The organism is Pseudomonas sp. AGC41, from assembly GCF_057334555.1.
This window is the reverse complement of the sequence record NZ_JBHFJB010000046.1, coordinates 71,605-74,358: the sequence shown is the minus strand read 5'-3', so window position 1 is coordinate 74,358 and position 2,754 is coordinate 71,605. Positions and strand designations below refer to the sequence as shown.

The window sequence follows — 2,754 nt, the reverse complement described above, 5'->3', positions numbered from 1 at the left end:
GCCTTGAGCTCCAGCGGGACTTACGTTGCCGGGGTGCGCTTGTATCGACTCAGACCAAAAGGTGTCGGGAAATGACCTTGGAGATTTCGACGATGCCGGTCTTGCCGGTGAACTCGAACTTCACCTTGCCCAAGGACGAAAAATAAATCTCCAACTCTGAATCCAGATCGAAGGTGCCGGAGGTTTCCACCGAGTACGCAACGATGTTCTTGTAGGGCAGCGAGGTGAAATCCTTCTTGCTGCCGGTAATGCCCTGCACGTTTACCGCGATGATGCGTTTGTTGGTGAAGACCACGCCATCGCGCATCGACTTGTAGGCGTCGATGACCTGTTCGCCGTCCAGCAACAGATCGGTGACGCGTTCGGCGTATTCGTTGTTTTGCTTGAGCTTGAAAAAGCCTTTGTTATTGAAATCGATCATGAGTGAGGCCCTTGTTGAGTTTTTGGAAACGTCCTGTCCACTGATCTCGGAGGCCAAGCCTGACAGACGCGGCTGGTTCTCCTCCAGGATTCACAACTTTCCGGCAGCCCGCATTTTTTGCTCCTAGACTTGCCAGTGTTTGCAGTTCGCCGGGGCTGGAATGAGCTCGTACGATAAACATAAATCGAAGGGATACGCCATGCTCAAACCTTTATGGAAAGCGCTCATCTGCACCCTGGTTTTCAGCGCACTGGGCAGCGCCTACGCAGCCGACCCCATCGTGATCAGGTTTTCCCATGTAGTAGGCGAACAGACGCCCAAGGGCCAGGGCGCCCTGATGTTCAAGAAGCTGGTGGAGGAGCGGTTGCCGGGCAAGGTCACGGTGGAGGTTTATCCCAACTCCACGCTGTATGGCGACGACAAGGAAATGGAAGCGTTGCTACTGGGAGACGTGCAGATCATCGCGCGGTCACTGGCCAAGTTCGAGCAGTACACCCGCAAGGTGCAGTTGTTCGACTTGCCGTTTCTGTTCGATGACATTGCCGCGGTGGACCGTTTCCAACAGAGCCCCGAGGGCCAGCAACTGCTCAAGTCCATGGAGAGCAAGAACGTTACTGGCCTGGCCTATTGGCACAACGGCATGAAGCAAATGTCGGCGAACAAACCGCTGCGTACGCCCGAAGATGCGCGTGGCTTGGTTTTCCGTGTACAGACTTCCGCCGTGCTGGAGGAGCAATTCAAAGCGGTGGGCGCCAAAGGGCAACCGATGATTTTCTCGGTGGTGTATCAGGGCCTGCGTACGGGGCTGGTCAACGGCACGGAAAATACCTATTCGAACTTCTACAACCAGAAACTGCATGAGGTACAGAAATACGTTACCGAGTCCAACCACGGCATCCTGGACTACATGCTGATCACCACGTCGGACTTCTGGAACGGCCTGCCGCCGGATATCCGCGGTGAGCTGGAAAAGATCGTGGTCGAATCCACTGCTCACGCCAACCAGGAAGCGGAGCGATTCAATCAGCAGGACAAACAGCACGTCCTGGACGCCAAGACCAGCGAGATCATGACCCTCACGCCGCAAGAGCGGAATGCCTGGCGAGAGAAAATGAAACCGGTATGGGCGAAGTTCGAAAAGGATATCGGCCCGGAGCTGATCAAAGCCGCCGAAGCATCCAACAAGACGCAGTAAAGCCCTGCACTTGATGTCACAATGCCTCGGCAAGCTGTTTTTCTGCCTAGACTTGCAAGTGTCCCACCGTGCGTCGTGTTTTGAATGAGCCCGCACGGGAAAAACTAAAAATAAAAGGAACCCCTATGTTTAAACCTATGTGGAAAGCACTCGTCTGCACACTGGCACTCAGCGCGTTGAGCAGCGCCATGGCGGCTGATCCGGTGGTTATCAAATTCTCGCACGTGGTGGCCGAACAAACCCCCAAAGGCCAAGGCGCGTTGCTCTTCAAAAAGTTGGTGGAAGAGCGATTGCCAGGCAAAGTGAAGGTCGAGGTGTACCCCAACTCGTCGTTATTCGGCGATGGCAAGGAAATGGAAGCCCTGCTCCTGGGTGACGTGCAAATGATCGCGCCATCACTCGCCAAGTTCGAGCAATACACCAAGACGGTGCAGTTGTTCGACCTGCCGTTCCTGTTTGATGACATTTCTGCCGTGGACCGTTTTCAACTGAGCCCTGAAGGTCAGAAGCTGCTCAAGTCCATGGAAAGCAAGAACATTACCGGCCTGGCTTACTGGCACAACGGCATGAAGCAACTTTCTGCCAACAAAGCCCTGCGCGAACCCAAGGACGCACGCGGCCTGAAGTTTCGCGTACAGGCATCGGCAGTGCTGGAAGAACAGTTCAAGGCCGTCAATGCCAACCCGCGCAAGATGAGTTTCGCCGAGGTTTATCAAGGCCTGCAGACCGGCGTGGTCAACGGTGCGGAAAACCCCTACTCGAACATCTACAGCCAGAAAATGCATGAAGTGCAGAAGTACATCACCGAGTCCAACCATGGCTTGCTCGACTACATGCTGATCACCAACACCAAGTTCTGGAATGGCCTGCAGCCGGACGTACGCAGCGAACTGGACAAGATCCTGGTGGAAGTCACCGCTCATGTGAACAAGGAAGCGGCGCAACTGAACCAGAACGACAAGCAGCGCATCCTCGACGCCAAGACCACCGAGATCATTACCCTCACGCCTGAAGAACGCAACGCCTGGCGCGACAAGATGAAACCGGTCTGGAAGAAGTTCGAAGGTGACATCGGCGCTGACCTGATCCAAGCCGCCGAAGCCTCCAACAAGGCTCAGTAATGGGTTGGTGGGGGGGG

The 2,754-nt window shown here is 55.1% G+C and carries 3 protein-coding genes; 2 read left to right on the top strand and 1 reads right to left on the bottom strand.

What is annotated here, in order from left to right; translation table 11 throughout:
- Nucleotides 1-49: 49 nt before the first annotated feature.
- Nucleotides 50-421: a PH domain-containing protein gene (locus ACE04F_RS09315; protein WP_486106101.1), complete on the bottom strand. Its 372-nt coding sequence runs from the start codon at nucleotides 419-421 to the stop codon at nucleotides 50-52.
- Nucleotides 422-620: 199 nt separating this feature from the next.
- Here ACE04F_RS09315 and ACE04F_RS09310 point away from each other — a divergent pair, with 199 nt between their 5' ends.
- Nucleotides 621-1,616: a TRAP transporter substrate-binding protein gene (locus tag ACE04F_RS09310; RefSeq protein WP_486106099.1), complete on the top strand. Its 996-nt coding sequence runs from the start codon at nucleotides 621-623 to the stop codon at nucleotides 1,614-1,616.
- A 125-nt stretch (nucleotides 1,617-1,741) separates the two neighbouring features.
- Nucleotides 1,742-2,737 carry a C4-dicarboxylate TRAP substrate-binding protein DctP gene (dctP, locus tag ACE04F_RS09305; RefSeq protein ID WP_486106097.1) on the top strand — a complete coding sequence of 332 codons (996 nt, stop codon included), beginning with the start codon at nucleotides 1,742-1,744 and terminating at the stop codon, nucleotides 2,735-2,737.
- The last annotated feature ends 17 nt before the right edge of the window (nucleotides 2,738-2,754 follow it).

Excerpts from the sequence above, each read along its gene's own strand:
- ACE04F_RS09315 (WP_486106101.1), bottom strand. The coding sequence starts at position 421 with ATGATCGATTTCAATAACAAAGGCTTTTTCAAGCTCAAGCAAAACAAC.
- ACE04F_RS09310 (WP_486106099.1), top strand. The coding sequence starts at position 621 with ATGCTCAAACCTTTATGGAAAGCGCTCATCTGCACCCTGGTTTTCAGC.
- dctP (WP_486106097.1), top strand. The coding sequence starts at position 1,742 with ATGTTTAAACCTATGTGGAAAGCACTCGTCTGCACACTGGCACTCAGC.